The sequence below is a fragment of the Agrobacterium sp. El2ro-1b genome (genome assembly GCF_048298475.1).
GTDB lineage: Bacteria > Pseudomonadota > Alphaproteobacteria > Rhizobiales > Rhizobiaceae > Agrobacterium > Agrobacterium fabrum.
This window is the reverse complement of the sequence record NZ_CP103458.1, coordinates 230,513-251,898: the sequence shown is the minus strand read 5'-3', so window position 1 is coordinate 251,898 and position 21,386 is coordinate 230,513. Positions and strand designations below refer to the sequence as shown.

General features: G+C 60.0%; 18 protein-coding genes. 7 read left to right on the top strand and 11 right to left on the bottom strand.

Annotation, left to right across the window (positions count from 1 at the left end; translation table 11 throughout):
* The first annotated feature begins 59 nt into the window (after nt 1-59).
* The 6 genes from NYR50_RS01230 to NYR50_RS01205 all read left to right on the top strand — a co-directional run bounded on the left by NYR50_RS01230 (nt 60) and on the right by NYR50_RS01205 (nt 8,645).
* Nucleotides 60-1,499, top strand: coding sequence for a glutamine synthetase family protein (locus NYR50_RS01230; protein ID WP_174007400.1), 1,440 nt, complete (start codon nt 60-62; stop codon nt 1,497-1,499).
* Nucleotides 1,500-1,511: 12 nt separating this feature from the next.
* Nucleotides 1,512-2,798, top strand: coding sequence for an NAD(P)/FAD-dependent oxidoreductase (locus tag NYR50_RS01225; protein WP_418136511.1), 1,287 nt, complete (start codon nt 1,512-1,514; stop codon nt 2,796-2,798).
* 136 nt (nt 2,799-2,934) lie between these two features.
* Nucleotides 2,935-4,410, top strand: a complete 1,476-nt coding sequence (gene zwf, locus NYR50_RS01220; RefSeq protein ID WP_035215331.1) for a glucose-6-phosphate dehydrogenase — start codon at nt 2,935-2,937, stop codon at nt 4,408-4,410.
* 10 nt (nt 4,411-4,420) lie between these two features.
* The gene (gene pgl, locus NYR50_RS01215; protein WP_418136510.1) at nt 4,421-5,119 is read left to right on the top strand and encodes a 6-phosphogluconolactonase; all 699 of its coding nucleotides are present in this window, start codon (nt 4,421-4,423) and stop codon (nt 5,117-5,119) included.
* A 124-nt stretch (nt 5,120-5,243) separates the two neighbouring features.
* Nucleotides 5,244-7,064 carry a phosphogluconate dehydratase gene (gene edd, locus NYR50_RS01210; RefSeq protein WP_418136509.1) on the top strand — a complete coding sequence of 607 codons (1,821 nt, stop codon included), beginning with the start codon at nt 5,244-5,246 and terminating at the stop codon, nt 7,062-7,064.
* A 219-nt stretch (nt 7,065-7,283) separates the two neighbouring features.
* Nucleotides 7,284-8,645: a metallophosphoesterase gene (locus NYR50_RS01205; protein WP_418136508.1), complete on the top strand. Its 1,362-nt coding sequence runs from the start codon at nt 7,284-7,286 to the stop codon at nt 8,643-8,645.
* A gap of 84 nt (nt 8,646-8,729) precedes the next feature.
* On the opposite strand, the gene NYR50_RS01200 is transcribed toward NYR50_RS01205, so the two are convergent.
* The 8 genes from NYR50_RS01200 to NYR50_RS01165 all read right to left on the bottom strand — a co-directional run bounded on the left by NYR50_RS01200 (nt 8,730) and on the right by NYR50_RS01165 (nt 16,504).
* Complete coding sequence (locus tag NYR50_RS01200; protein WP_174007391.1) at nt 8,730-9,029, bottom strand: type II toxin-antitoxin system RelE/ParE family toxin; 300 nt, start codon at nt 9,027-9,029, stop codon at nt 8,730-8,732.
* Nucleotides 9,026-9,289: a type II toxin-antitoxin system ParD family antitoxin gene (locus tag NYR50_RS01195; protein ID WP_174007390.1), complete on the bottom strand. Its 264-nt coding sequence runs from the start codon at nt 9,287-9,289 to the stop codon at nt 9,026-9,028. Before NYR50_RS01195 ends, NYR50_RS01200 begins: the two co-directional genes overlap by 4 nt.
* A gap of 127 nt (nt 9,290-9,416) precedes the next feature.
* Entirely contained in the window at nt 9,417-9,773 is a 357-nt protein-coding gene (locus NYR50_RS01190; RefSeq protein ID WP_035215402.1) for a hypothetical protein, read from the bottom strand.
* Between the two features lie 235 nt (nt 9,774-10,008).
* A complete protein-coding gene (locus tag NYR50_RS01185; RefSeq protein WP_418136507.1) occupies nt 10,009-11,097 on the bottom strand; it encodes an ABC transporter ATP-binding protein in 1,089 nt (362 codons plus the stop codon).
* Nucleotides 11,098-11,118: 21 nt separating this feature from the next.
* Nucleotides 11,119-12,774 carry an alpha-glucosidase family protein gene (locus NYR50_RS01180; protein ID WP_418137320.1) on the bottom strand — a complete coding sequence of 552 codons (1,656 nt, stop codon included), beginning with the start codon at nt 12,772-12,774 and terminating at the stop codon, nt 11,119-11,121.
* A 37-nt stretch (nt 12,775-12,811) separates the two neighbouring features.
* Nucleotides 12,812-13,972 (bottom strand): carbohydrate ABC transporter permease, encoded by a 1,161-nt coding sequence (locus NYR50_RS01175; protein WP_418136506.1) that lies wholly within the window; start codon nt 13,970-13,972, stop codon nt 12,812-12,814.
* 1 nt (nt 13,973) lies between these two features.
* Nucleotides 13,974-14,987, bottom strand: coding sequence for a carbohydrate ABC transporter permease (locus tag NYR50_RS01170; RefSeq protein ID WP_006313059.1), 1,014 nt, complete (start codon nt 14,985-14,987; stop codon nt 13,974-13,976).
* Nucleotides 14,988-15,142: 155 nt separating this feature from the next.
* The gene (locus tag NYR50_RS01165; protein WP_418136505.1) at nt 15,143-16,504 is read right to left on the bottom strand and encodes an ABC transporter substrate-binding protein; all 1,362 of its coding nucleotides are present in this window, start codon (nt 16,502-16,504) and stop codon (nt 15,143-15,145) included.
* 277 nt (nt 16,505-16,781) lie between these two features.
* Here NYR50_RS01165 and NYR50_RS01160 point away from each other — a divergent pair, with 277 nt between their 5' ends.
* Nucleotides 16,782-17,807, top strand: coding sequence for a LacI family DNA-binding transcriptional regulator (locus NYR50_RS01160; RefSeq protein ID WP_111805952.1), 1,026 nt, complete (start codon nt 16,782-16,784; stop codon nt 17,805-17,807).
* Between the two features lie 17 nt (nt 17,808-17,824).
* On the opposite strand, the gene NYR50_RS01155 is transcribed toward NYR50_RS01160, so the two are convergent.
* The 3 genes from NYR50_RS01155 to NYR50_RS01145 all read right to left on the bottom strand — a co-directional run bounded on the left by NYR50_RS01155 (nt 17,825) and on the right by NYR50_RS01145 (nt 21,354).
* Nucleotides 17,825-18,724, bottom strand: coding sequence for a bifunctional methylenetetrahydrofolate dehydrogenase/methenyltetrahydrofolate cyclohydrolase (locus tag NYR50_RS01155; protein ID WP_418136504.1), 900 nt, complete (start codon nt 18,722-18,724; stop codon nt 17,825-17,827).
* 77 nt (nt 18,725-18,801) lie between these two features.
* On the bottom strand, nt 18,802-20,565 hold the full coding sequence (locus tag NYR50_RS01150; protein ID WP_418136503.1) for a hypothetical protein: 1,764 nt from the start codon (nt 20,563-20,565) through the stop codon (nt 18,802-18,804).
* A gap of 114 nt (nt 20,566-20,679) precedes the next feature.
* Nucleotides 20,680-21,354, bottom strand: a complete 675-nt coding sequence (locus NYR50_RS01145) for a WecB/TagA/CpsF family glycosyltransferase (protein ID WP_418136502.1) — start codon at nt 21,352-21,354, stop codon at nt 20,680-20,682.
* Nucleotides 21,355-21,386 lie beyond the last annotated feature (32 nt).

The following is a 21,386-nucleotide window of genomic DNA, read 5'->3' as shown; positions in this document are numbered from 1 at the left end:
TCGCCAATTGTCAAACTACGGTTATGATGGCTCCACCAGAAACACAGACCCGGTGATACATGCCCGCCAAAAAAACCATGCTCCGCCCCAAGAAACAGGCAACCATGGCAAAGAAGTCTCCTCCCCTCGATCTTTCCTCCACCCGTGGCGTTTCCTCCTGGCGCGAAGCCGCGCAATGGCTGCGCGCGCGCGGGATCGAAGACATAGAATGCATCACGCCCGACCTTGCCGGGGTTGCGCGCGGCAAGATGATGCCGACGGCGAAATTCACGGGCGATACCTCGCTCGCCCTGCCGTCCGCGCTCTACCGCCACACGATATCAGGCGAATATCCTGATGAGACGGCGAACTTCCGCTACGAGCCGCGCGACAGCGACCTGAAGCTGGTGCCCGATCTTTCGACGCTGTCCGTCGTGCCGTGGGAAAGCGACCCGACCGCGCAGGTGATCTGCGACGTTGTGGATGCCGAGGGTAATTTCGTGCCCTACACGCCGCGCAACGTGCTGAAGAACGTGCTTTCGCTCTATACCGAAAAGGGCTGGAAGCCGGTCGTAGCACCCGAAATCGAATTTTATCTCGTCGCCATGAATGACGACCCGGATTATCCGCTGCATCCGCCGAAGGGCCGCTCCGGCCGCTCCATCGTTGGCGGTCAGAGTTATTCCATCGCCGGCATCAACGAATTCGACGAGCTGATCGACGACATCTACCATTTCTCGGAAAAACAGGGTCTCGAGATCGATACGCTGATCCACGAAGAAGGCCCGGCGCAGCTGGAAATCAACCTGCGGCATGGCGATCCGATCGAACTTGCCGACCAGGTGTTCCTGTTCAAGCGCACCATTCGCGAGGCGGCGCTGAAACACGGCATCTACGCCACCTTCATGGCGAAGCCGATGCAGGGCCAGCCCGGTTCGGCCATGCATATCCACCAGTCGGTGGTGGAAATCGATGGCGGCCGCAATATCTTCTCCAATGCCGATGGCAGTCCTTCGAAGGAATTCTTCTCCTTCGTCGGCGGGATGCAGCGTTATGTTCCAAACGCGCTCGTCATGCTGGCGCCCTATGTGAATTCCTATCGCCGCCTGACGCCCGACATGGCCTGCCCGGTCAACAATGCCTGGGGTTACGACAACCGCACCACGGCTTTCCGGGTGCCGATTTCCAGCCCGCAGGCGCGTCGCGTCGAAAACCGGCTGCCGAGTTCGGACGCCAACCCCTATCTGGCGCTTGCCGCTTCGCTCGGCTGCGGCTGGCTTGGCATCGTCAACAATATCGAGCCGACCGAACCCACCGCCGATACGGCCAATGAAGGCTCCATCGAACTGCCGCGTGGTCTCCTTGAGGCCGTGGCGCTGCTGGAAGGCGAGGAACAGTTCGACCGGGTGTTCGGCCATGAATTCGTGGGCCTTTATGCCGGCCTGAAACGCGGGGAATTCGAGACCTTCATGCAGGTCATCAGCCCCTGGGAGCGCGAGTTCCTGCTTCTCAACGTGTGAGGAACCACGAGCATGACATGGCAAAGCCCGATTGCGCCGGGACTATCCTGGTATCAGGCAACCGTCGGCGAGCGGCCGGACTATCCCGCTCTCGACGGGTCCAAGCAGGTTGATGTCGCGATCATCGGCGGCGGTTATACCGGCCTTCAGGCCGCCTGCAACCTCGCCGAAAACGGCGCCTCGGTTGCCCTCATCGAGGCGCATCGTTTTGGCGACGGTGCTTCCGGCCGCAATGGCGGCCAGTTCGGCACCGGCCAGCGCTCCTTTCCCGACGAGATGGAAGGCGAGATCGGCTTCGAGCAATCCAAGCTGCTGTTCGACATTGCCGAGGACGCCAAGAACTACGTGCGTGATTTTGCCAGCAGCCGCGGCATTGAGATGGACTATCTGCCGGGGCAGCTTTATGTGGCGCACAAGGCGGCTTACGAGGATGATTATCGCAGAGGCGTCGATGCGATGAACAACCGCTATGGCTATCCGCATATTTCCTACATGGAGCGTGGCGAGGCGCGCAAACGGGTCGGCTCCACCCATTATTTCGGTGGCACGCGCGATACCGGCACCGGCCATATCCACCCGCTGAAACTGCTGGTCGGGCTTGCGAAAGCGGCAAAGGCCGCAGGCGCCGACATTTATGAAATGACGCCGGCGAAATCCATCCGGCAGGCGGGCGGCAAGACCATCATCGAAACCCCCTTCGGCACCATCAGCGCGCCACGGGTGCTGATCGCCACCAATGCCTATATCGGCAATCTGGAACCGGTGACGGCGGCCCATATCATGCCGATCCGTTCCTTCATCGGCGCCACCGCACCGCTCGACGCCTATCCAGACATCATTCCCGGCAAGGACGCAGTGGCCGACTCTCGTTTCGTGGTGCGTTATTTCCGCAAGACCACCGACAACCGGCTGCTGTTTGGCGGTCGAGAGGCCTATACGGCCGATGCGCCGCGCGATATTTCCAGCCATATCCGCCGGCAGATCGCGGAAATCTATCCCGAGCTGAAGGCCGTCGAAATCACCCATTCCTGGGGTGGCTCCGTCGGCATTACCTTGCCACGCAAGGTCTTCGTGCGCGAGGTCATGCCCGGCGTCACCTCCATCGGCGGTTACTCCGGCCACGGCGTGATGCTGTCGAATTATTGCGGCAAGCTTTATGCCGATCTCGTTCTCGGCAAAAAGGACATGCTGGCGCCCTTCGCACGGCTGAAGGTGCCCGCCTTCCCCGGCGGGGCATCATTGCGCGCGCCGCTGCTTTTCGTGGCGCTCTCATGGTTCGCGTTGCGAGACAGGTTTTAGACCAATGTTTACAGACCCTCGCCGGCGGCAGACAAGTTGGCGGAAGCAAAATTCATAATTTCACATAACTGAGTCTGGCATTTTTAAATCGATTAGATTATTGATGCCCCAACCTTTGAAGATCGAGAGAATCGATATGAGCAGTCAGATCATTCCTGTTGAACCTTTTGATTGTGTCGTTTTCGGCGGCACTGGCGATCTTGCCGAGCGCAAGCTTCTGCCGGCCCTTTATCACCGGCAGGTCGAAGGCCAGTTCACGGAGCCGACCCGCATCATCGGCGCGTCGCGTTCGGTCATGACCCACGAGGAATATCGCAAATTCGCGCAGGACGCCCTGAAGGAACATCTGAAGGCCGGCGAATATGACGATGCGCAGGTGACCCTGTTCCTCAACCGGCTTTTCTATGTGCCTGTCGATGCCAAGTCCGGCAATGGCTGGGACGTACTGAAGAAGCTACTCGATGAGGGCAAGGAACGTATTCGCGCGTTTTATCTGGCGGTCGCGCCGGGCATTTTCGGCGACATCGCTGACAAGATCCGTGAGCACAAGCTGATCACCCGCTCGACCCGCATCGTCGTCGAAAAGCCGATCGGCCGGGATCTCGCTTCCGCCCAGGAACTCAACGACACCATCGGCCACGTCTTCAAGGAAGAGCAGATCTTCCGCATCGACCACTATCTCGGCAAGGAGACGGTGCAGAACCTGATGGCGCTGCGTTTCGCCAACGCTCTCTATGAGCCGCTGTGGAATTCCGCCCATATCGACCATGTGCAGATCACCGTTGCCGAAGCGGTCGGCCTTGAGGGCCGCGCCGGTTATTACGACAAGGCAGGTGCCCTGCGCGACATGGTGCAGAACCACATTCTCCAGCTGCTTTGCCTCGTTGCCATGGAACCGCCGGCTTCCATGAAATCGGAGGCGGTGCGCGACGAAAAGCTCAAGGTACTGCGCTCGCTGAAGCCGATCGATACCAGCAATGTCGAAAAGCTGACGGTACGCGGCCAGTACCGCGCCGGCGCTTCCGCAGGCGGCCCCGTCAAGGGGTATCTGGAAGAGCTGGAAGGCGGCGTTTCCAACACCGAAACCTTCGTCGCCATCAAGGCTGAAATCGCCAACTGGCGCTGGGCCGGCGTTCCTTTCTACATCCGCACCGGCAAACGTCTCGCGACCCGTGTTTCGGAAATCGTCGTCACCTTCAAGCAGATCCCGCATTCGATCTTCGACGATGCGGCCGGCAAGATCGAAGCCAACAAGCTGGTCATTCGCCTGCAGCCGGATGAAGGCGTCAAGCAGTCGCTTCTCATCAAGGATCCCGGTCCGGGCGGCATGCGCCTGCGTCAGGTCTCGCTGGACATGAGCTTTGCCGAAGCCTTCAACGTGCGCAGCCCCGACGCCTATGAGCGGCTGTTGATGGACACCATCCGTTCCAACCAGACATTGTTCATGCGCCGCGACGAAGTCGAGGCCGCCTGGGACTGGATCGACCCCATCTTGAAGAGCTGGGAAGATCTGGGACAGGGCGTACAGGGTTACACTGCCGGTACCTGGGGCCCGAGCGGTTCGATCGCATTGATCGAGCGCGACGGCCGCACCTGGCACGATGCCGACTGAGGGGCGGGCGATGAGCGAAACGATCCACGTCTTCGACACCGCCGCCGCGCTGGCCACAGCGCTTGCGGCGGAGGTTGCCAAACGCCTTGATGCGGCGACCAAGGAACGGGGGACCGCTAGCATTGCGGTCTCCGGCGGCTCGACACCGAAGCTGTTTTTTCAGGCGCTTTCCAGACACGATCTCGACTGGCCCAATATCAGCGTGACGCTGGTGGACGAGCGTTTCGTGCCGCCGGAAAGCGACCGCTCGAACCATCGCCTCGTCGCCGACAATCTTTTGCAGGACAAAGCGAAGGCGGCCTATTTCGTGCCGCTGTTCCAGCCGGCGGCCTCGCCGGAGGATGCGGCCACACTGGCGACCGTCAAGACCGAAGCGATCTGCGATCCTTTCGACGTCGTCATTCTCGGCATGGGAACGGATGGCCACACGGCATCGTTCTTCCCAGGTGGAGACAATCTCTACGAAGCGCTCGATCTCGACGAGCCGCGTGGCGTTTTGACCATGGCAGCGGAGAATGCGGGGGAAGAGCGGTTGACCTTCAACTTCTCCAGCCTGCACGATGCCGGTTTCCTGGTTCTGCATATCGAAGGTGCAGCCAAAAAGGCGACGCTGGAGAAAGCGCAATCCGGTGAGGATGAGGATGAAATGCCCGTCCGTGCCGTGCTGAACCGGGCCGAAACGCCCGTGGATATATACTGGGCGCCATAAGCCAACGCGGTTGCCGCCTCTGCGGCCCGCGACAAGCGCCCGAAGACATGAAGACTGAAACACGACAACCGGCCGCTCACCTCCCGGAACGCCGGTTGCCGACCAACGAACAGGATGAACGCCCATGTCCGCCGATTCCCGCATTCAGGCCATTACCGCCCGCATCGTCGAACGTTCCAAGCCCTACCGCGAGACCTATCTCGAGCGGCTGCGGCTGCAGGTTTCCAAAGGCGTTCACCGCTCCGTACTTTCCTGCGGCAATCTTGCGCATGGATTTGCGGTCTGTTCCCCCGCCGACAAGGACATCCTTGCCGGCGACCGGGTTCCCAATCTCGGCATCATCACCGCCTATAACGACATGCTGTCGGCGCACCAGCCCTATGAGACCTTCCCGGCGATCATCCGTGATGCGGCGAAGGAAGCGGGCGGCATCGCGCAGGTTGCCGGCGCGGTTCCCGCCATGTGCGACGGCGTGACCCAGGGCCAGCCCGGCATGGAGCTTTCGCTGTTTTCGCGCGATGCCATCGCCATGGCGGCCGGCATTGGCCTGTCGCACAACATGTTCGACGCAGCCGTCTATCTCGGCGTCTGTGACAAGATCGTGCCCGGCCTCGTCATTGCGGCCCTCGCCTTCGGTCACCTGCCCGCGGTCTTCGTTCCCGCCGGCCCGATGACGTCAGGCCTGCCGAATGACGAGAAATCCCGCATTCGTCAGCTTTATGCCGAAGGCAAGGTCGGCCGCGCCGAGCTGCTGGAGGCGGAATCCAAGTCCTATCATGGCCCCGGCACCTGCACCTTCTACGGCACCGCCAATTCGAACCAGATGCTGATGGAAATCATGGGCTTCCATATGCCCGGTTCGTCCTTCATCAATCCCGGCACGCCGCTGCGCGATGCACTCACCCGTGAAGCAACCAAGCGCGCGCTGGCGATCACCGCGCAGGGCAATGAATTCACGCCGGCGGGCGAGATGATCGACGAAAGATCCGTCGTCAACGGCGTCGTCGGCCTGCATGCGACGGGTGGCTCCACCAACCACACCATGCATCTGATCGCCATGGCGCGCGCCGCCGGCATCATCCTCACCTGGCAGGATATTTCCGATCTTTCCGACATCGTGCCGCTGCTCGCCCGCGTTTATCCCAATGGGCTTGCCGATGTGAACCATTTCCATGCCGCCGGCGGCATGGGTTTCCTCATCAAGCAGCTCCTGAAGCAAGGCTTCGTGCATGATGATGTGCGCACCGTCTTCGGACAGGGGCTTGCGGCCTATACCGTCGATGCCATGCTGGACGAGAAGGGCGCCGTCACCCGCCAGCCCTCCCCCGAACAGAGCCACGACCCGAAGGTTCTTTCCAGCATCGAAACGCCGTTCCAGTCGTCCGGCGGCCTGAAGATGCTGACCGGCAATCTCGGCAAATCGGTCATCAAGATTTCCGCCGTCAAGCCGGAACGCCACATCATCGAGGCACCGGCGATCATTTTCCATGACCAGCAGGAGCTTCAGGACGCATTCAAGGACGGCAAGCTCAACCGCGACTTCATTGCGGTCGTGCGCTTCCAGGGACCGAAGGCCAATGGCATGCCGGAGCTGCACCGCCTGACGCCGCCGCTTGGCGTGTTGCAGGATCGCGGTTTCAAGGTGGCGCTGGTGACGGACGGGCGTATGTCCGGCGCATCCGGCAAGGTGCCGGCCGCGATCCATGTCACGCCGGAAGCCTCCGATTGCGGCCCGATCTCGCTCATCCGCGATGGCGACATCATCCGTCTCGACGCCATTTCCGGAACGCTGGAGGTGCTGGTGTCCACCGCCGAGCTGGCGAAACGCGAACCGGCGCGCGCCGATCTTTCCGGCAATGAATGGGGCATGGGCCGCGAACTTTTCGCCCCCTTCCGCCGCAATGCCGGCCCGGCCGATCAGGGCGCCAGCGTTCTGTTCCATTGATATTCTGAAAGGCGAAAGCCGATGCGGTTTTCGCCCTTCAACCCTGCTTTGCAGCATCGTCCGACTGCACTTTCTCGCCCCTGACGATCCGGTGCAGAAACTGCTTTATTTCCCATTTCTGAAACGCCAAACTTGTCATGCGGCTGTGATGATTGCCCGTTAGGGCCTTCTCAGCCAGCAGGGGCACCGCGGCGCAGTTTTGGATAATGGGGCAAGGACATGATTTTCTCGAGCAAACGCCGCGATATGCTGAAGCTTATGGCAGGCACCGCGATGCTGCCGCTATTGGTGACGGCAACGCCTGTCATGGCGCAGGACGTGGCGCTGCGTGCGATCATCATCTCCGACCTGCATTCGGCCTATGAACGCATCGGCCAGCTTCTGGCGGCAATAGAAGCGCGCATCGCCGCGGAGAAGGTACCCCATATGATTCTCCTGAACGGTGACCTGTTCGAGATCGGCAATGCAGTAGCCGCCCGTTCGGCCGGCGAAATCGAGTGGACATTCCTTACGGCGCTCGTCAGGCTCGCGCCCACAGTCATCAATATCGGCAATCACGAACCTGATATCGATAACGACCTCGCCAATTTCGTTACCCGTGCCCAGGCGCTCGGCATCACCGTGCTTTCCAACATCATCGACAAGCGCAGCGGCAAACCCTATGCGCGTGACAGGGCCGAGGTGAAGGTTGGGGACCGGAAGGTCATCCTCGCGGGCCTCGCCACCAACGCCATCAACACCTATCCCAAGCCCACACGCGAGATGCTCGACATTCCGCAGCCGGTGGAATGGGCCAAAGTCAATCTGCCTGAAATCGTCAAAATGGATGCGATCAATATCGTTCTGAGCCATGCCGGTGTCGTCGCCGACCGTGATATCCTGCCGCTGCTGCCTGACGGTACGCTGCTAGTGGGCGGCCATGATCACCTGAACTTCGTGCATGAACAGGGCGCGACACGTTATGTCCATACCGGCTCCTGGTGCACCTCGATGACGGTCGCGACGATCGCCGGTCCCGGCAAGGCCGCCGCCATCGAGACTGTCAACATCGATCGCGACGCTCCCGCATCCCCTGCCCTCAAGGTCCTGATCGAACAGACCCTCGAAAAGCACCTGACCGTGGAAGAACGGGAAGTCGTCGGCAAGTCTGCCAAGGCGATGACCGTCGATGAGGCCGGCCACCATGTGGCGCAGCTCATCGCCGCAAAAACCGGCGCCGATGTCGGCTTCGTCGGCCACACCTCCTTCGGTGCGGGCCTGCCGGAAGGCGACATTCGCCGTTATGATTTCAACGCCTCGCTGCGTTTCGATGGCAAGCTGATGGTGACGGAAGTGGATGGCGAGGCGCTTGCGCAAATCCTCAAACGCTGCAACCAGGACGGCGACATTCCGCTTGCCGAGCGCACCGGCGACTATCTCTATGCCATGCCGGAGAAGCCGGAACGGAAAGGGCGCTACAAGCTCGTCTGCAACGACTGGTCGGCCACCAACCAGAAATCCTATTTCGGCCGTAGCGACCTGACCTTTACCGAGGTGGCGGATGTGAAGCTGAAGCAGACGGTTCTGGGCGGGCTTTCTTAAGCTTGCAGGCATCGAAAGCAGAGACGACAGGTACGGGCCTGCAAATTATTGGTTCATGCCGCGGTTTCGGGATCGAGGTTTGAATCAGTCTTGCGGAAATAGGATGGTTTCGTGATCCTGGGCACCGTTCAGAATATGCAGGACTTCCACGCGTGTTTCAGTAACACGATAAAAAATAAGATAGTTTTCATAGGTACGGCGGCGAACCCCGGTTTGCTCGTAGCGGGGTACTAGCGGATAAGCTCGAGGCATCTCCGCCAGTCTTGAACATCGGTCCAGCAATTCGGCAACGAATGTCTCTGCGCGTGGCGGATTATCGGCCGCAATAAAATCACCGATGCGCTCCAGGTCTGCCTTGGCCGCGTCGGTAAGAACGACGATCACAGGTCGCGTTCTTCCGCAATTTTTCGGTACTTGGCACTAAGTTGTGATGCGACATCGTCGATTGGCGTCACGCGTCCCGCATCTGCATCCGCGACGCCGCGTGCAATTGCTAAATCAAGAGCGGCTAGTTTCTTCTCACGCTCTTCCACCAGCCGAACGCCTTCCCGCAGCACCTCGCTGCGAGAATTATAACGCCCCGACTTCACAAGGTCGGAAACGTAAGTTTCCAGATGACGACCGAGATTTGCACTGCTTGCCATACCGATATCCTCTTTGCTCACCTATACCATCCAGTGATAATAGTTAGCAACGGCAGGATATGACGCGAAACGATGCGGACGGTTGAAGCAACCGGTTAAGCCATTTTCGCCGATACGCCGATAGGTCTCAGAACGACCGGATATCCAGCTTCCGGTCCTTGTGCGCCGGGTGCGTGCTGAACACGAAGATGCGGTCGAGTTCCTTCTGCGTCAGCATGCGCAGGAAGCGGACGTGGATGGTGTTGTTGGCGTTGACGCGCAATATCACGCAGCCGATCTTGCTGATGCGGGCATCGGGAATATCGAGATAGAACTGGTTGGGCAGGTTATATTTCGTCAGCAGCGCCAGCACCGCTTCGGTCTGGGAAATGCGGATGACGTCGCAACGGCGCGCCGCCATGTGCATGACGGCCTTTTCAGTATATTCGATGCGCGCCGCATTCATGGTATCTTCCATGCGAAACCGGCTTTCGCGGTCATACATGAAGGATTCTTCCTTGCTCAGGTAATGGTTCCTGATCACACCCGCCCCGCTCTGCACGCCCATACTCCCATGCTCAATCGATGGGTCAAGACTAGGCCATAGTCTTTAACAATTCATATCAGGGCGCTCTTAAACAGGCCGGAAGCGGGACATTTCCGATGGTTTTCCACAGGAGGCAAGAAAGCCATAAAAACCCCGGAACAGGGATGTTCCGGGGTGTTTTTATCTCGGTCCCTTATGGGCGGTAAGTCTTGCCCGCGGCATCAAAGAGGTGGAGCTTTTCCTGGGGCGCGGCAAACCGCAATGTTTCGCCCTTTGACACAGTAAGGATGCCCGGTATCTTGACGATGATTGGCTCCTGCCCCTTCGGAGCCTCAAGATAGAGCAGCGTCACTTCGCCCAGAGCCTCAACGATCGAGACCTTGCCTTCGAAAAGATAGTCATCGCCGGTGACGATGCTCAAATCTTCCGGCCGAACCCCAAAGCTTGCAGGCTTGCCCTGCTCGGTTGCGGGTGTGGGAACATTGACGGCGAGCGTCTTGCCGCCGGCCAGCTCGATAGATGTACGTTCGCCGGTTCCGACAATCTTTGCCGCGATGATGTTCATGGCGGGTGAGCCGATGAACTTTGCCACGAAAAGATTGGCCGGCCTTTCGTAAAGTTCGAGCGGCGGGCCGACCTGTTCCACACGGCCGGCATTCAACACGACGATGCGGTCCGCCAGCGTCATCGCCTCCACCTGGTCGTGGGTGACGTAGATCATCGTCGTATCGGCCATCTGCTCGTTGAGCTTGGCGATCTCGATGCGGGTGGCGACACGCAGCGCCGCGTCGAGGTTCGACAGAGGCTCATCGAACAGGAAGACCTTGGGATTGCGGCAGATGGCGCGGCCGATGGCGACACGCTGGCGCTGGCCACCGGAAAGCGCCTTGGGCAGACGTTCCAGATATTGCGTCAGCTGCAGGATTTCGGCCGCGGCGCGGACACGGCGGTCAATCTCCTGCTTGTTTTCCTTGGCGATCTTCATGCCGAAGGCCATGTTGTCGTAGACAGTCATATGCGGATAAAGCGCATATGACTGGAACACCATGGCAATGCCCCGGCGCGAGGGCGGGATTTCATTGACGAGCTGGCCGTCGATGAACATCTCACCGCCGGTGATTTCTTCCAGACCGGCGATCATGCGCAGAAGCGTCGACTTTCCGCAGCCGGAAGGCCCGACGAAAACGATGAATTCGCCCTGTTCGATTTCCAGATCGATGCCGTGCAGGACCTTCACCTGCCCGTAGGATTTGCGGATATCCTTGAGAACGAGACTTGTCATGGGTTGTTCCTCCCTGCTCTATCAGGCGTAACGGGCGAAGAAAGCGCCCCATGCCGGAAGTTCTACACTTCTGCCCTCAAGGCCGCTTGCAAAGCCGTGGCCTTCGAGAACCTCCCAGTTCCCTTCCGGCAGCGTGGCTTTTGCTGACGTGGCGGACAGATTGAAAAGGCACAGAACGGTTTCGTTGCCGAGCTTGCGGGTGTAGCTCAGCACCTCGCCCTCAACCGGCTGGAATTCGATGCCGCCCTTGGCGAAAGCCGGGTGCTGTTTGCGGAAGGCGAGGAAGCGGCGATAATGCTCCAGCACGGACGCCTCGTTGCCCTGCTGGGCGCTGACGGCGCGCTGCTTGTGCTCGGCCGGAATGGGCAGCCAGGTCTTGTCCGAAGTCGAGAAGCCGGCCTGTGCATGGCCCGCATCCCACACCATCGGCGTACGGCAACCATCGCGGCCCTTGAATTCCGGCCAGAACTGGATGCCGTAGGGGTCCTGCAAATCCTCGAACGCGATATCGGCTTCGGTGAGGCCGAGTTCTTCGCCCTCATAGATGCAGACGGAACCGCGCTGCGTCATCAGCAGTGCCGACAGCACCTTGGCGAACGCATCCTTGTCCTCGACATGCTCGCCCCAGCGGCTGACATGGCGCACGACATCGTGGTTGGAGAAGGCCCAGCAGGCCCAGCCCTCTGGTGCTGCGCGCGCAAAATCCGCCTGCACATCGGCGACACGCTGCGGGGTGAGCGCATCGGGTGCGAGGAATTCGAAGGCATAGCACATCTGCATCTTGTCATCGCCGGAAGTATATTCGCCGACAATTTCGAGACCGCGCTGGCTGTCGCCCACTTCACCGACGGCGGCGATATCGGGGAATTCGTCCAGCACCGCGCGAAAGCGCTTCAGAAAGGCGATGTTTTCCGGGCGGTTCTTGTCGTAGAGATGTTCCTGGAAGTTATACGGATTGACCGCAGGCGCGGTCGAGGCATTGCGTCGCTCCGGCGCCAGCGCCGGGTTGTCGCGCAATTCCAGATCATGGAAATAGAAATTGATGGTGTCGAGGCGGAAACCATCGACGCCGCGCTTCAGCCAGAAGCGGGTGATATTGAGCAGTTCTTCCTGTACTTCCGGATTATGCAGGTTGAGGTCCGGCTGCGAGGTCAGGAAGTTGTGCATGTAATATTGCATGCGGGTGGGGTCCCACTGCCAGCCGGAACCGCCGAAGATCGACAGCCAGTTGTTGGGCGGCGTGCCATCGGGCTTCGCTTCCGACCAGACATACCAGTCCGATTTCGGATTGTTGCGGCTGGCGCGGCTTTCCACGAACCACGGATGCTGGTCGGACGTGTGCGATAGGACGAGGTCGATCATGACGCGGATGCCAAGACGATGGGCCTCGGCAATCAGCCCGTCAAAATCGGCAAGCGTGCCGAACATCGGATCGACATCGACATAGTTCGAGACGTCGTAGCCGAAATCCTTCATCGGCGAGGTGAAGAAAGGCGAAATCCAGATCGCATCGGCACCGAGACCGGCGATGTGATGCAGACGGTCTGTGATGCCCTTGAGATCGCCGATGCCGTCGCCATTGGAGTCCTGATAGGAGCGCGGGTAGATCTGATAGATCACCGCACCACGCCACCAATCTTTGTTGGGCGTCAAAGCGGAAGTCACCGAAGCGGTCATGGAAGTGTCCTGTTTGGTATGGGCGTTCATGGAATGATCAGCCTCCCTTGACGGAGCCCGCGAGCAGGCCACGCACGAGATAACGTTGAAGCGCGAAGAAGACGCCAAGCGGCACGATGATGGTGACGAAGGCCGAGGCGGTGAGGATTTCCCAATTGCCGCCGCGCGAGCCGAGCAGCGCGTTGAGCGCACCCGTCAGCACCAGCTCGTCCTTCTGCGTGCCGAGGAAGACCATGGCGACGAGCAGGTCGTTCCAGGTCCACAGGAACTGGAAGATGGCGAAGGAGGCAAGCGCCGGGAAGGACAGCGGCAGGATGATCTTGACGAAGATTTCGAAATCACTCGCGCCATCGACACGGGCACTTTCGATGATCTCTTTCGGCAGGCCGGAGATATAATTGCGCAGCAGATAGATGGCGAGCGGCAGACCGAACGCGGTATGCGCCAGCCAGATGCCGGCATAGGTCTTGGACGGCACACCGAAGATGGTGCCGATTTCGTTATAAAGCCGCAGAAGCGGGATGAGCGACATCTGCAATGGTACGACGATGAGGCCTACCACCATGGCAATCAGCAGATTACGGCCGGAAAAGTTCATCCATGACAGGGCATAGGCGGCGAAGGCGGCAATGAGGATCGGGATGACGGTTGCCGGCACCGCTACCGTGAGCGAGTTGACGAAAGACTGGCCGATGCCTTCCGAGGTCAGGACCGTGCGATAATTATCGAGCGTGAAGACAGGCGGCGTGGCTACGGAAATATAGACCCGCTTGCCGCGGGAACCCTCGAAGCTTGCGGCCTTGCTGTATTCGTAGGTGCCGTCTTCATTGACGAGCAGGGTTTCGCCATCGCCAATGTCAGCGGCTTCGCCTGCCTTGAAGGCTGTCGGCTCCTGCACCCGCACGCCGAAGGCCGCAACCTTGCCACCCGCACCGTTTTCGAAAACATTGCCCGATATGACATAGCGGCTGCCGTCCTGCTTCTGCACGGAAGCATCGGCAAGGCGAACTGCCGCCGTCTGTTCCGAGCTGGAGAAGGCCGTCCACCAGCCTGATACGGTGATCTGGTCCTTGTCGCGCAGTGAGCTGACGAGAATGCCGAGCGTGGGCAGAAGCCAGAGAAGTACAACGACCAGAACACTGGCGTGGACGATGAGGCGCGGCAGGCCGACGCGGCGAAGACGTTTGATTATGTTCATCTCAGCGGCCCTCCATCTCGCGGTTTGCCTGGCGGATGTTCCAGACCATGATCGGGGTGACGGCCGCCATGATGATGAGCGCGATCACAGCACTTCGGCCGCTATCGCCGCCGCCGCGGAACATCCAGTCGAACATGAGATTGGCGAGAACCATGGTGTTCCACTGGCCGTTGGTCATGGTCAGCACGATGTCGAAGACCTTGAGCACGAGAATGGTAATTGTGGTCCAGACGACGGCGATGGTGCCCCAGATTTGTGGAACCATGATCTTCCAGAAAATCTGCCAACCATTGGCGCCGTCGATGACGGCCGCCTCGATGGTTTCTTCCGGAATACCGCGCAGGGCGGCGGACAGGATGACCATGGCGAAACCGGTCTGGATCCAGATGAGGATCACCATCAGGAAGAAATTGTTCCAGAAAGGCATGGAAATCCACACCTCCGGGCTGCCGCCGAAAAATTCGACGACGGCGTTGAGCAGGCCGATCTGCACCTGGCCCTCGGCGCGGTATTCGTAGATGAACTTCCAGATGACCGACGCGCCGACGAAAGAGATCGCCATCGGCATGAAGACGATGGATTTGGCGATGTTGCCCCACCAGATGCGGTCGGTCATGACGGCGATGACGAGGCCGAAGAAGGTGCAGGCGGCCGGCACCACGGCCAGCCACAGGATATTGTTGAAGATCGACTGGCGGAAACCGGCATCGAAGAAGGCCCAGCGATAATTGGCAAGGCCGACGAATTCAGCGCCGGTCCGGTCATAAAAAGACAAGATCAGCGTGGCGATGACGGGATAGACCAGATAAACGAGCAGCAGGATCAGCGCCGGGCCGATGAACAGCCAGGGCCGAACGGCGGCGCGGCGGTTGAGGTTACGGGATGCGTGAATGACGTCGCCCGAGCGGACGGGAAAGATCACCTGCAGCGCCTTATCGGATAGCCAGTAATAGGCAGCGCAGGCAAAAACGCCGGCTACCATGACGCCGATGGCGGACACGAGTTGTTGAGCCATGTTCCCTCCCTTGATCCTCTCCGCGCCGCGCTGATTTATGCGGTCGTCGGGGCAGTTCTTTCGGTGAGGCCCGGCAGCAATCCGCCGGGCCTTTTTACCGCAGATTCTGATCGAAAAACCGCAGAACGGTTTTCCCAAATCTGCCTGGCCTATTGTTACTTCAGGCCGTCCCAAGCCTTCTGGATATCGGCGGCGACCTGATCGGCAGATTTGCCGCCGACGAAATCGATCATGCCGGTCCAGAATGCGCCAGCACCGATCTTGCCCGGCATCAGGTCGGAACCATCAAAACCGAAGGTCGTCGCCGTGGTCAGGATTTCACCCTGACGCTTCATCTGCTCATTGGCATAGGTCTCGACGTTCACACCCTTGTACGGCGTCAGGAAGCTGGACTGCGCCATCCAGACTTCATGGGCAATCGGGGTTTGCAGGAATTCAACGAATGCCTTGGCCGCAGGCGCTTCCTTGGTGACGGTGACCAGAGTGCCGGCACCGAGAACCGGCTTGCCGAGTTCAGGCTTGGATGCGTAAGTCGGCATGTAGAAGAAATCCGCATCCGTTCCGACCTTGGTGCCCTCAGGGAAGAAGGACGGGATGAACGATGCCTGATGATGCAGGTAGCACTTCGGCGGAATGTCGAAGAGGCCCTTCGGGCTGTCGCGGAAGTCGGTAGAGGCCACGGCTGCAACGCCGCCGCTGACATATTTTTCGTTCTTGGCGAATTTGCCGAACTCGTTGATCGCCGCCACTACGGCCGGATCGGTGAACTTGACCTCGTTTGTCGTCCACTTCTGGTAGACATCAAGCGGCTGCGTGCGCAGCATCAGGTCTTCCACCCAGTCCGTTGCCGGCCAGCCGGTGGCGCCGCCGGAACCGAGGCCGATGCACCAGGGCGTGCCGCCATCAGCGACGATCTGGTCCGTCAGCTTGAGCAGGTCTTCCATGCTCTCGGGGACCTTGTAGCCCGCTTCTTCAAAGTTCTCAGGCACATACCAGACGAGCGACTTCACGTCGGCCTTGAAGGGGAAAGCGAAATAGGCCTTGTTGCCGTCCTTGCCCTTGTAGCTGCCGAGATCGACCCAGGATTTGCCCGCGCCGTAATTTTCCTCAACCCATTTGGCAGTGTCATCGCCGAGCGGCACAAGGAAACCCTTGGCGGCGAGATCGGCCAGAAGGCCGGGCTGCGGCAGGATGGCGATATTGGGCGGCGAACCCGCCTGCGTATCGATAACGATCTGCTGTTCGTAATTTTCCGACGAGGAATAACGGACATTCACGCCGGTCGCATCGGAGAAATAGGCCAGCACCGACTGGAACAGGGCCTCGTCCTCACCACGCCAGGGGCCGAAAATCGTCAGCGTCTGACCTTTCAGGTCGGCATGGGCCGCCTTGAAGTCCTCGTAGCTTTTCCAGTTGAACTTGGCATCTGCGCCGGGTGCGAATTTCAGATCGGCAGCAAAGGCCGAACCCGACAGCAGCACCATAGAGGCCGCCGTCGCCAAAAGAGTCTTCCGCATGTGATTTACCTCCCATCACATAAAAGGCTCAAAGCGTCCTCTTCCAATCAAAGCGCTTTGGCTGCCTATTCATCTCATTGTCTTCGAGATGGAGTCAAGAGGCTCTTTCGGCAGAAACGCTGTGGTGCTGCGGTAAAAGTCGTATTTATTTCGAAAGGCGGCTATCATTTTCGATTGAGAAAAGCGGATGGGACTGGTAAAAATCTAAAGCGCTTTGGGAATGTGAGGAGTGGCTTTTAGCCTTTTCCTGAGCGCGCGCATGGAGGAAATGACAGACATGAACCTGAAACAGTTGTCGCAACTGCTGGGGATTTCGCAGACGACCATCAGCCGGGCGCTCAATGGTTATCCCGAGGTGAGCGCAGAAACCCGCCGCCGTGTCATGGAAGCTGCCGAAAAGACCGGATATCGCCCGAACGCGGCGGCGCAGCGGCTGGCAACGGGCAAGGTTGGTTCCATTGGTCTTGTCATGCCCATCGGCGAACACCATCGCTCTGACGTGCATTTCGGTGAGTTTCTGAGCGGTCTTGGCGAGGAAGCTTCGCGTAGCGGCTTTCATCTCGTCATCATGCCGACCGAACCCGAAAATGAGCGCGATGCGCTTCGCGGACTGGCGGCGAGCGGCAGCGTCGATGGCATTTATCTCGCCTACATGAAAAATAACGACCCACGCATCGCCATGATGCAGTCGCTTTCCCTGCCCTTCCTCGTACATGGCCGCTCCGTCGGCGTGGAGGAGGATTATCCCTACCTCGACGTGGACAATGAAGGCGCCTTTCGCGATGCGACCCAGCTTCTCCTGCAGCTTGGCCATACGCGCATCGGCCTGCTGAATGGCCCGGAAGGTTATGATTTCACCTACCGGCGCTGTCTCGGGGTGGAAAAGGCGCTGGCGGCCAATGGGCTTTCACTGCATCCGGATAATAAACGGCACAGCAGCATGACGGACGAGGAAGGTTATCTCGGCATGGAGGCGCTGCTGTCACGCCCGGAAAAACCGACCGCCATTCTCTGCGCCAGTACCGCGCTTGCGCTCGGGGCAATCCGTTCGCTCAATCAGCGGGGGTTAAAGCCCGGCAGGGATATTTCGCTGATCGCCCATGACGACGTTTTGCCGCTTTTAAAGCCCGATAATTTTTCGGTGCCGCTGACCACCACGCGCTCGTCGCTGAGGGCAGCCGGGGTACGCGTGGGTCAGCGCCTGATCAATCGCATCAAGCTCAACCAGATGGAACCGCATCAGGAACTCTGGAAGGCGGAACTCGTGGTGCGCGCTTCGACGGGGCCGGCTCCGAAAGCGTAGCCGGCCGGTCAATTCAATCAGAACTTCGGCGCGGTCTTGCCGAGCGCAAGATAGGCGGCGATGACGGTGTTGGCCATCAGCATGGCGATCGTCATCGGGCCGACACCGCCCGGAACCGGCGTGATGGCGGCGGCAACGGCACTTACCTCGTCAAAGGCGACATCGCCCACCAGCTTCGATTTGCCTTCGCCCTTTTCCGGTGCGGCAATGCGGTTGATGCCGACATCGATGACGGTTGCGCCGGGCTTTACCCAATCGCCCTTCACCATCGCCGCGCGACCGACCGCAGCCACGAGAATATCGGCCGTCTTGCAGACGGTGGCGAGGTCTTTCGTACGCGAATGCGCCATCGTTACCGTCGCGTTGGCATTCAGCAGGAGCTGGCCCATCGGCTTGCCGAATAGGTTCGAGCGGCCGATGACAACGGCGTTCAGGCCGGAAAGGTCGTCGCCGTGAATGCCGCGCACAAGCAGCATGGCGCCGGCGGGCGTGCAGGAGATGAGGCCGGTGGCAAGATCGCCGGTCGCGAGCTTGCCGGCGTTCAGCACGCTCAAACCATCGACATCCTTCTCGGGCAGGATCGACTGGATGATCTCATCCGAATTGAAATGTTTCGGCAGCGGCAGCTGCACCAGAATGCCGTGGATGGATGCATCGGCGTTCAGTTCGCCGACCAGCTTCAGAAGCTCACCTTGCGTCGTTTCTTCCGGCAGCGTGTGCTGGATGGAGTTGAAACCGCATTGCTTGGCCATCTTGCTCTTGGAGTTCACGTAAGCGTGGCTGGCCGGATCATTTCCGACGATGACAACCGCGAGGCCGGGCTTCACGCCCTTTTCCGCCACGAGCGCCTCTGCCGATTTGCGGACCGCCTCCGTTACCGAAACCGCCTTCGCCTTCCCGTCAATCACAACTGCCATGCGTCCTGCTCCTGCTGGGTTACGTAGGCTCCGTATGGTGCCCTCTTGGCAGGAATGCAAGCTAAAATGCGGCGTTTTCAGGCTGTTTTGCGGTAGTCTTCCCGGTGATCGGCGTAATCGGCGAGACGCTCTCTCAGGAACGCCAATTCCCGTCGCAATTCCATCAGCTCCTCGGCTTCGGCCTGCGCATGATCGAAGCGTCCGGCCAGGGCTTCGGCCAGCAGCGGCGGCAGCCCTGACGATGCGGGATCGGCCGTTCTGACGGTGCGGTTGCCCATCAGCACCTGCCGCACGCGTTCGTCCAGCGGCATATCGTCGGCATCATTGGCGGCTCCGCCGTAATAGTCGGCGAAGCTGTCCTCCTCCGGCTCGACAGTCGTTTCCACAGCGACAGGCTGCAGGTCGTCGAATACGGCCGGTTCGATCTGTTCGAATTCCGAAAATTGTGGCGCGGCGACGGTGGGTGCCGGTTCCTCGCTGGTTTCGGCGGCCGAAACAGCCTCCTCATCCTCGTCATGGCGGCGATAGCTGAGGAGATAAAGGCTGCCCAGCAGGCCGAGCAGCGCGCCCCCGCCGGCCAGCATGGCGGCCTGCGTCAGGTCCCGGGACAATTCACCCGGTGCGGCCTTTTTTGCCAGACGGGTTTCGAGGGCAGGCGTTGCCGAGGCGGTCAGGTCGCGGCGTTCGCTTGCCTCCAGATAGGTATTTCGCGCCGTTTCCAGCTCACTCTGCAATCTCGAGAATTCACCGGGCGCGACGCCAAGGGCATTCAGGCGGTCGAGATATGCCTTCTGCTCGCCCGTGGCGGTGGCGATCTCCTGACTAAGACGCTTTTCATCCGCCCGCAGCCCGTCGAGCAACTGGCGCAGTGCCGGGGCGGCGAGTGCCTGCGCGGCATCGACGGCGTTCTGGGCGGCGATGCGGCGGGGGTGTTTCGGGCCGTAATCTACGGAAACACCGGCAAGCGCCATGCTGGCACTCGCCTGTTTCTGCCTGACATCCTCAAGCGCCGAAAACGCCGCGCCAGCTGGCAGCGGTTTGGAATACACGTCATTCGGCTTCAGGGCCAAAGCTGACGCCAGATCGGCCTGGAGAGATTGCTGCTGCCGGGTGGCCCGCGTCAGGCTGTCGTTGACGTCATGCAATTGCTGTTCGAGCTGCTGCGCTTCGGTCATGACGGCATCGCCATGGCGCATCTGGAAACCGTTTAGAGCCGCTTCCGCCTCGTCCAGCTTTTTCCGTGCTCTTTCCATCTCCCGCATCGCCGGTGTCATGGTGCCGGCCTTGCCATCCGCCATCACGCGCATCGAAAGATAGTCCGTCAGCCGCATGGCCATGTCAGGCGTCGCAGCCTTGGCGGTCACAACAAGCATATTTTCATCGGGGGTCAGTTCCAGCCGGATCGCTTCGCCCACGGCGCCATTCAGCGCCTCACGCGGGGAGACCACGCGCGCATGCGCACCCGTCAGGAGATCGACAAGCAGGCCAAGCTCGCCCTGATTACGAACACCGACCATATCGGCGGGTTTCAACTTCAGATCGGCGGTTACCCGCTCAAGCCCGGAGGGCGACAGCAGGGTCCGCCGCGCCATTGCCAGAAAACGGGACGCATCCGGGGCGTCGTATCCAGTCTGGGTAACCTCTATTCGGGCCTGCGACACATAACCGCGAAAACCGGAATCGATGAGCAGCAGCGGAATGGCAGCGCCGGCGAACGTTGCCGCCGCGACGCAGCCTGCCGTCAGCAACCGCAGACAATGTCTGCGCCACTGCGATACGGGCACAGAGACATCATCCCCCTCGGGGCGGATCGCGATCATATCCGGATTTTCATCAACCATCTGAAGCCGTCTGCCGCCATCGGTGCCGCCCGCAACGGGCGACTGTCAAAACCTTACGAGAGGTTAAAGGATCGTGGCAAACAAATGGTTAACACGCCGCTTCAAGGCATGATATCAGCTCTTGCCGAGCGCGATGTGCCAGGGTTCGGCACAAAGGCTGTAGAGCCAGCTCATATGCAGCTTGCGGAAAATATCCGGCATGCCGGCCACTTCCGAGGACAGGATCTTGAACAGGGGGCCGACTGCAATGGTGACACGCGCATCCTCACGGCTAACGGTGCGGTGCAGCCATGTCTCCTGATTTTCCTTGAGCATTCCCGCCAGAAGCACATCCACCTTAACACCGGCCGCATCCCGGTTCAGCATGACGAAGTCGTGCCATGGCGCATGGGCACGCAGCCGGGCAAGCACTTCGCCGATCTGCGCCGCATCGTCACCCGCCACGCCGATGCGTTTCGGCACAGCCATATAGGTCAGAAGCGCCATGGTGAAGGCAACGCCATCGATGGTGGCGGGCAGAGGCTCGCCATGTTCCGCCCGCGCGGCGGCTTTCATGCCCTTGCCCTGCGGCAGAAGCAGGCAGCTTTCCAGAATTTGCCGATAGGCATTATCCTTGAGTGACAACTTTGTCTTCTCGATGGTCAGGAAGGAGAGCATCGTGTGCCCTTCACAGGCCGAAGCCTTGCCGCTGACCAGTTCCAGCGCGCCATTCCAGTCGAGATCACAGACGCGCAGCCCGTGGATATTCCGTTGCAATCCCCGGCGCGTAAAACCTGACGCAAAATTCATTGCCGACCCCCAAATGCCAAACCGATCGCCAC

Coding starts and splice junctions, on each gene's coding strand:
- NYR50_RS01155 (WP_418136504.1), bottom strand. CDS start 18,724: ATGGCAGTTGTGATTGACGGGAAGGCGAAGGCGGTTTCGGTAACGGAG.
- NYR50_RS01190 (WP_035215402.1), bottom strand. CDS start 9,773: ATGTATGACCGCGAAAGCCGGTTTCGCATGGAAGATACCATGAATGCG.
- NYR50_RS01225 (WP_418136511.1), top strand. CDS start 1,512: ATGACATGGCAAAGCCCGATTGCGCCGGGACTATCCTGGTATCAGGCA.
- edd (WP_418136509.1), top strand. CDS start 5,244: ATGTCCGCCGATTCCCGCATTCAGGCCATTACCGCCCGCATCGTCGAA.
- NYR50_RS01170 (WP_006313059.1), bottom strand. CDS start 14,987: ATGGCTCAACAACTCGTGTCCGCCATCGGCGTCATGGTAGCCGGCGTT.
- NYR50_RS01230 (WP_174007400.1), top strand. CDS start 60: ATGCCCGCCAAAAAAACCATGCTCCGCCCCAAGAAACAGGCAACCATG.
- NYR50_RS01180 (WP_418137320.1), bottom strand. CDS start 12,774: ATGACCGCTTCGGTGACTTCCGCTTTGACGCCCAACAAAGATTGGTGG.
- NYR50_RS01165 (WP_418136505.1), bottom strand. CDS start 16,504: ATGCGGAAGACTCTTTTGGCGACGGCGGCCTCTATGGTGCTGCTGTCG.
- NYR50_RS01175 (WP_418136506.1), bottom strand. CDS start 13,972: ATGAACATAATCAAACGTCTTCGCCGCGTCGGCCTGCCGCGCCTCATC.
- NYR50_RS01145 (WP_418136502.1), bottom strand. CDS start 21,354: ATGAATTTTGCGTCAGGTTTTACGCGCCGGGGATTGCAACGGAATATC.
- zwf (WP_035215331.1), top strand. CDS start 2,935: ATGAGCAGTCAGATCATTCCTGTTGAACCTTTTGATTGTGTCGTTTTC.
- NYR50_RS01160 (WP_111805952.1), top strand. CDS start 16,782: ATGAACCTGAAACAGTTGTCGCAACTGCTGGGGATTTCGCAGACGACC.
- NYR50_RS01185 (WP_418136507.1), bottom strand. CDS start 11,097: ATGACAAGTCTCGTTCTCAAGGATATCCGCAAATCCTACGGGCAGGTG.
- pgl (WP_418136510.1), top strand. CDS start 4,421: ATGAGCGAAACGATCCACGTCTTCGACACCGCCGCCGCGCTGGCCACA.
- NYR50_RS01150 (WP_418136503.1), bottom strand. CDS start 20,565: ATGGTTGATGAAAATCCGGATATGATCGCGATCCGCCCCGAGGGGGAT.
- NYR50_RS01195 (WP_174007390.1), bottom strand. CDS start 9,289: ATGGCAAGCAGTGCAAATCTCGGTCGTCATCTGGAAACTTACGTTTCC.
- NYR50_RS01205 (WP_418136508.1), top strand. CDS start 7,284: ATGATTTTCTCGAGCAAACGCCGCGATATGCTGAAGCTTATGGCAGGC.